Source organism: Oceanispirochaeta sp., assembly GCF_027859075.1.
Taxonomy (GTDB): domain Bacteria; phylum Spirochaetota; class Spirochaetia; order DSM-2461; family DSM-2461; genus Oceanispirochaeta.
This window is the reverse complement of the sequence record NZ_JAQIBL010000185.1, coordinates 1-5,354: the sequence shown is the minus strand read 5'-3', so window position 1 is coordinate 5,354 and position 5,354 is coordinate 1. Positions and strand designations below refer to the sequence as shown.

Annotated in this window: 6 protein-coding genes and 1 riboswitch; of the genes, 5 read left to right on the top strand and 1 reads right to left on the bottom strand. The window is 49.0% G+C overall.

Annotated elements, in window-relative coordinates; translation table 11 throughout:
- Positions 1–1,021: DUF1576 domain-containing protein (locus tag PF479_RS10070; protein ID WP_298005776.1), on the bottom strand; the 1,021-nt coding region annotated here is incomplete at its 3' end.
- 91 nt (positions 1,022–1,112) lie between these two features.
- Positions 1,113–1,327: riboswitch (cobalamin riboswitch) on the top strand.
- Positions 1,328–1,372: 45 nt separating this feature from the next.
- Here PF479_RS10070 and PF479_RS10065 point away from each other — a divergent pair.
- From PF479_RS10065 to PF479_RS10045, 5 genes are all read left to right on the top strand, one after another.
- Positions 1,373–2,314: an ABC transporter substrate-binding protein gene (locus PF479_RS10065; protein ID WP_298005773.1), complete on the top strand. Its 942-nt coding sequence runs from the start codon at positions 1,373–1,375 to the stop codon at positions 2,312–2,314.
- Positions 2,301–3,329, top strand: a complete 1,029-nt coding sequence (locus PF479_RS10060) for an iron ABC transporter permease (protein ID WP_298005769.1) — start codon at positions 2,301–2,303, stop codon at positions 3,327–3,329. The genes PF479_RS10065 and PF479_RS10060 overlap by 14 nt, the downstream gene beginning before the upstream one ends.
- Positions 3,326–4,102, top strand: a complete 777-nt coding sequence (locus PF479_RS10055; protein ID WP_298005766.1) for an ABC transporter ATP-binding protein — start codon at positions 3,326–3,328, stop codon at positions 4,100–4,102. Before PF479_RS10060 ends, PF479_RS10055 begins: the two co-directional genes overlap by 4 nt.
- Positions 4,102–4,824 carry an adenosylcobinamide amidohydrolase gene (locus tag PF479_RS10050; RefSeq protein WP_298005763.1) on the top strand — a complete coding sequence of 241 codons (723 nt, stop codon included), beginning with the start codon at positions 4,102–4,104 and terminating at the stop codon, positions 4,822–4,824. The genes PF479_RS10055 and PF479_RS10050 overlap by 1 nt, the downstream gene beginning before the upstream one ends.
- A 134-nt stretch (positions 4,825–4,958) precedes the next feature.
- On the top strand, positions 4,959–5,354 hold a 396-nt coding region (locus PF479_RS10045; protein ID WP_298005760.1), incomplete at its 3' end, for a hypothetical protein.

Below are 5,354 nucleotides of genomic sequence, written 5' to 3'. Positions count from 1 at the left end.
GATCTGAAAGGGGTTTTGAAAAAACAAGGCAGCTGAAGGCAACACCCGCCACAACAGACCAGGAGTTTCTGAAATGAGTACCGAAGGCTCCAAATCCCATGATAGTCATCAGCCCACCGATGACCGGGCCGTTAAAATCAGCTCCGACAATGAATACGAGAGCCGACCCTGCCAAACCGATCAGTCCGGCATTCAAAAAAGCCCCGCCGCTGCTCTCCATGTCGGCAAAATCAGAGGGAAGCCGGCCAGACTGCTTCTGGATGGCCCAAAATGAGGAGAAGACCCTGACTTTCTCTTTCACAAAACCCGTAAAGATCAAAACCAGAGACAAAAATGGCACCAGAAGCTTGAGAAGAAGTATCTCTTCTGAATACCAGGCCAGGGCGTTCTCAAAAGGAAGTCCCGCGGCTTTGAGTAGAGACGCTGCAAAAATCCCCAGAAAACCACAGGTGAGGCCCATGTTATAAAGGCTGTACCCCTGGTGCATATGCAGCATGGCAACAGCCAGGGAGGGGAGAATAAAACCCGCAGCAATGCCCCCCAGAACCCCCAGAATCAACCCCTGCCAGAGCATCAGACCTGTTTCCAGAAAAAGTACACTCACCAGTGGTCCCAGGGCTGTTCCAAAAAGGGCAATGATCATATAATCCCGTAGTTTTTTTCCCACCAGATGGGCCGACAGGGTCACTCCAAGAATAATCGGAAGGATATTCAGAGGTGTTTTACCGAACAATCCAAATCCCATCATCGTAAAAATGGCGGCAAATGTAGGGCCGGAGAAGGAAATTCCTGTGGTATAAATAAGAACAACCCCAATCAAACCGACAAGAGAAGCATTAAGGAGTGTCCCTCCTATTCCAACCAGAGCAAAAAAATCGTTGATCAACCTGCCGGGATGGAGCTGCAGCTCCAAAAAACCACGCCAGGATTCCATAAAACCATCTGTAATCACAGCGATCAGAAAAAACAGGATTATCATGAAGATCAGATATATGGATATGATATTCTTTGAAATTCTCAAAAAAGCATTCTCCCGTGAGTCGTATTCCTTTTATTTTACAATTCTGCCCCCAGATGTCAATGATAATAGTGTTACCCCGAGTCCATGGAATGGCATAAGAAATCATTTCGGTATATAATGGCGTCCAACATCCTGTATTGAGGGAAGAGAGGTGCAATTCCTCCACGGTCCCGCCGCTGTAAACAGGGAGGATTCTGTCATCCATTGCTTTAGAAAAGGTAATAGGCCACTGGGAAACTGGGAAGGCCCGGCAGAATTTTATGATCTGTAAGTCAGAAAACCTGAATCGGATGAACTCAATCCAATCCTCCCGGTCCCGTTACCGGTGATGATGTAACGAGGAGATTACATATGGATAGGAAGATTATTTTCATTCTATTAACACTGATAACAATGGCTCTGCCTTTGTCCGCTGCCGGCCAGAAGGATAATATATCCAGCCCTCAGACTCAACCTGACCAGGAAGAAGCTGATAATAGATCTTTCAGTTTCACCGATTCCCGCGGTATCAGCCGTCTCTATCAGGAGCATCCAGGGACCGTCATTTCACTGGGACCCAATATCACAGAAACTATTTTTGCCCTGGAGAGGGGAAATCTCCTGATCGGCCGGACCGATTTCTGCGACTACCCTCCCGAAGTCAAGGAGATAACCAGCATCGGAAGCCTGATGGAACCAAATATGGAAACCATTGTGAACCTGAATCCCGATCTGGTCATAGCCTCGACTCATGTCTCGCCTGAAGTTCTGGAAAAACTGGAATCCTACGGGATTCCGACGGTGCTGGTGTATGGGGAAGAGAGTTTTCAAGGCATGGAAGATGTAATATCAGGCTGTGCCATCCTCCTGGATGCTGAATTAAAGGGAAATGAGATTCTTGCAGATATCCGCAAACGTCTTAAAGCAGTGATTGAATCAGTGGAGCAGAATGAATCCCCTTCCCGCTGCTATTATGCCCTTGGATTCGGTGCCGGGGGAGACTGGACTGCCGGAGGGAGCACATTTATCGGCGAATTGATGACCCTCGCCGGTGGAGAAAATATCGCCTTTGAGCAGGAAGGCTGGTCCTATTCAAAAGAGTGGCTGGTGGAGAAACAGCCTGAAGTCATCATCCTGAACAGGGGTATGAAAAAAGAGTTCCTCTCTCTTCCCATATACAAGGATCTGGAAGCCTCACGCAACAACAGAGTCTTCGAAATTGATGAAAACATACTTGTCCGCCAGGGACCCCGGCAAATTGAGGCCCTGGAAGAGTTGGCAAGTATCATGGTCTCCGGCCTTGATCAGCCCTGATACAAGGGCATCCCGCCTTCCTGGATTGCTTATCTTTTGCCTCCTTCTGCTGGCAATTCCCCTGGCTTCCTCGGTCGGTGCCGTATCCCTGCCGATGAAAAGCATACTCAGCTACATTTTCAGCCGGGGACAGAGCGGTCTCAGTGATTCTCAACAGATCATCCTGATGCAGATCAGACTGCCCCGGGTGGTGTTGGCGGCTCTGGCCGGAGCCGGACTCTCTCTTTCGGGTCTCGTGTTTCAAGCCATCTTCAGGAACCCCATGGCCGAACCCTACCTTCTGGGTGTTGCCTCCGGGGCTTCCCTGGGAGCCGCTTTATTTATGATGCTGAATGTTCCCATTCTCATTCTGTCTACTATCGGACTGACCGCATCGGCCTTTGCCGGAAGTCTTCTTTCGGTATTCCTCATTCTGATGCTGGGCGCCCGGAACCGGAATAACATGAGTTCCCTCCTTTTAGGCGGGATTGCCTTCAGTGCCATAGCTCAGGCGGGTGTTTCCATTCTGATGATGATCAACAGGGAGAAAATCGAACGAATCATTTTCTGGACTCTGGGAAGTTTTTCGGCAGCCACCCCGAAGAAGAGTCTGATTCTCTTTTTAATCCTGATTCCCTCCGTCCTTTTTGTCCTCAGCCGTCACAGGGAATTGAATCTTCTCAGCCTCGGACATGAAGAGGCTCACTCCTTGGGAATCAATCCGGAAAAGGTTTCCTTCATTCTGCTGTTGGTCAGTTGCCTGATGACAGCCGCCATTGTTTCTACCTGCGGTATCATCGGATTTGCCGGTCTGCTGATTCCTCACCTGATGCGCCTTATTTCCGGGCCTGATCATATGCGCCTCACCGGACTATCCCTGATGGGAGGAGCACTGCTGATGATCCTTTCGGATCTACTGGCCAGAACCCTGATTGCTCCGGCGGAAATACCAGTAGGTGTCCTGACAGCACTGATGGGTGGACCTTTTTTCCTCTACCTCCTCCACAAGAATAATGGAAAAGGACAGAATCTGTGAACACATCGGTTAAGGTTGATAATGTGACTTTTTCCTATGGCCAGAATTTCCGCCTGGACCTTCCGGAACTAGAGATTCTCCAGGGAGAATTCACGGTCATTCTGGGGCCAAACGGATCGGGAAAAACGACATTCTTCTCCCTTCTCCGGGGGAGACTGAAACCCGAGAAGGGAAGGATAACCGTATGCGGTCAGAATTTGTCTCTTCTAAAGGGTTCAGAACGGGCCGCACTGGTTGGTCTTGTACCCCAGAGAAACGAAACTGCTTTTGCCTATACTGTCCGGGAGATGATTGCCATGGGATTTTACCGGAAGAGTCAATCCATATGGCATGATCCTGTGGATCATAAGGCTCTATCATTATTGATGGAAAGACTCGACCTCATGTCTCTGGCAGACCGGGAGGTGAACAGCCTGAGCGGCGGAGAGTACCAGAGGGTTCTTTTAGCCCGGGTTCTGGCTCAGGACCCGGAAATTCTCCTGTTGGATGAACCGGCAAACCACCTGGACCTGCATCATCAGGAGGATCTTCTCAAACTGCTTCAGGAACAAGCCGGACAGGGCAAGACTGTGATTGCCATCCTTCATGATATCAATCAGGCTCTGATGTATGCCGACAGGGTCATCCTTTTAAACAATGGTTTATGTGAAGATTCGGGGCCGGCCCAACAAGTTGTCACCCCGGAGAATATCAGCAAAGTATATAAATGCAACCTGGAATATTATCACAGTATAAAGGGTGACAATGCCCTGCTAGGACCGGTGAAAAAATAATGGAATATGGAATTATACCCTTCCCGGAATTGGAAATATCCTACCATTGCAAAGAAGATCATGCCCGCATTGATTTTTCCAACCCCGTGGAAGCCTTGTCGTCTGCCCTCTACCATGGAGGAAGGCAGACCATTTCCCATGTGCTTAACATGAAGGTGACTCATAACATTGCCGATGACTACAAGGGTTACGAATCTCCTCATACGACCCTTGAGAATAAAGCCCGGAAACTGGGGTTGTCTCCAGACTTTGCCGGTCTGATGACCTCGGCCTCCATGAAAAGCTTCCGCTTTTATAGTGAAACCGAAGGGGATCTAGGCGTGTTCTGCTGTCTCACCGCAGGGCTCACCAATGCCAGAGCCCCCGGGGATAGAGCCGACTACAGAGATCTGGAGGCTCACAGAGCCGGACTGGGAACAATCAATATCATTGCCGGTACAAATGCCCGCCTTTCTGAGGCGGCTCTCTGTGAGGCTCTTATGATGGTGACAGATGCCCGTAGCTGGGCGGTGACAAACTGCGGAGTGAAAAGCCGGATATCCGGGGAACCGGCCTCCGGGACGGGTACAGACTCCCATCTGGTATTTTCCGGCACCGGTCCGGAAATACACTTCTGCGGCAAACATACTCTTCTGGGAGAGATGCTCGCCCGGGCAGTGATTACCCCGCTGCAGGAAGTGATCAAGCTGATTCAGCACATGGAAAAGTTGAAAATAATCTGATAAATTAAAAATGTTAAAAAAAGCGAGAATTTCTAATAATACCCCCCCGTCCCCCCGAAAATCGATTATGATTATAATAGCATTCTTGAAATATTTGTTATTTTTTCAAAACGGTAGCAAGGAGTTAAATCAAAATGAAGTTAAGAAACAAATTTGCATTCATTACAGGCATTCCCATTCTGGGCATCCTTATCATTCTGACTATAGGACTTTTGTCTTTTAACGTAATCAAGACGGATATTTCCCATCTTAATCAGATACAGACAGATTACGCCACCATACTGAATGCCGACAGAGATGCCTATCAGGCACTTTTTGCGCAGGAGACGGCACTCGGACTCAATGATATCTCGGCACTCAGGGAGCAGGAAGCTGCAAGCAGGGAGAATCTTGATCAAACCTGGGACCGGGTCAGTGGCCCTGCTGTCAATTTTTCTCCCGGGATGCAGAATGATTATAAACGCTTCAGCGACAACTTTGATCTATTCAAGAAGCACTCCAGCAGGGCCGTGGAACTGGCGCTGTCGACC